The sequence below is a fragment of the Escherichia sp. AM3 genome, assembly GCF_032029835.1.
GTDB classification, from domain to species: domain Bacteria; phylum Pseudomonadota; class Gammaproteobacteria; order Enterobacterales; family Enterobacteriaceae; genus Escherichia; species Escherichia coli.
This window is the reverse complement of the sequence record NZ_JAVUPQ010000832.1, coordinates 1-298: the sequence shown is the minus strand read 5'-3', so window position 1 is coordinate 298 and position 298 is coordinate 1. Positions and strand designations below refer to the sequence as shown.

The following is a 298-nucleotide window of genomic DNA, read 5'->3' as shown; positions in this document are numbered from 1 at the left end:
GGAAGAGACATTGCAGAAACTGAACGCGAAGACATGGGGCGTGGAGTTTGTTCAGGACGGGAACAGGAAATTTCTGGTCCTTCCGTACGGGAAATCAGCAGAGGTGATTCCCTATCAGGGGAAGGACTGGGTACAACTGACGGAGTGACACAGAGTGACGGAGCTGGAAAGACATTTGCTGAACGCATTAGAGCAACTGCAACAGGACTATATGCAGCGGCTGAACGAATGGGAGAGCGCCTTCGTGGAATTGCAGAAAATGTTTTCGCTTACGCAACGGGACAACGCGATGCTGAAC

General features: G+C 51.3%; 1 protein-coding gene and 1 pseudogene. Both read left to right on the top strand.

The window, feature by feature from the left end; translation table 11 throughout:
- Nucleotides 1-148: pseudogene (locus RTW80_RS28610) on the top strand (mobilization protein); the annotation flags it as partial.
- Nucleotides 149-154: 6 nt separating this feature from the next.
- The coding region (locus RTW80_RS28605) for an MbeD family mobilization/exclusion protein (RefSeq protein WP_049093164.1) at nt 155-298 on the top strand (144 nt) is incomplete at its 3' end.